General features: G+C 69.0%; 1 pseudogene. It reads left to right on the top strand.

The features are described 5' to 3' along the window. A pseudogene (locus P3H15_RS54740) lies at window positions 1-365 on the top strand (cutinase); the annotation flags it as partial.

Below are 365 nucleotides of genomic sequence, written 5' to 3' on the forward strand. Positions count from 1 at the left end.
GGATCGGGTCCTCGGGGTGGCGTTGCTCGCCGACCCGGGTGCCGGCACGCAGGGCACTGCGACGGTTGGGCCGACGACGTTGGGGGAGGGGATCGCCGGTCCCCGGTCGCAGGGCATGGGCGAGCTGTCGGGGCGGGTGGCCTCGATCTGCGATCCGAAGGACCTGTACTGCTCGATCCGCAAGGGCGCGAACCCGTTCCTCGGATCGCTCGGGTCGATCCTGTCGAAGACCCCCGGCAACACCGGTGCCGGTACCGATGGTGGTAACGCGGCGTTCGCCACCGCGCTGACATCGGATTTCAGTGGCGCAGACCTGCCCGGTCTCGGATCGAATGTCGACGCGCTCGGAAAGCAACTGTCCGGCA

Origin of the sequence: Rhodococcus sp. T2V, from assembly GCF_029269925.1 — a bacterium.
GTDB classification, from domain to species: Bacteria; Actinomycetota; Actinomycetes; order Mycobacteriales; family Mycobacteriaceae; genus Rhodococcus_F; species Rhodococcus_F koreensis.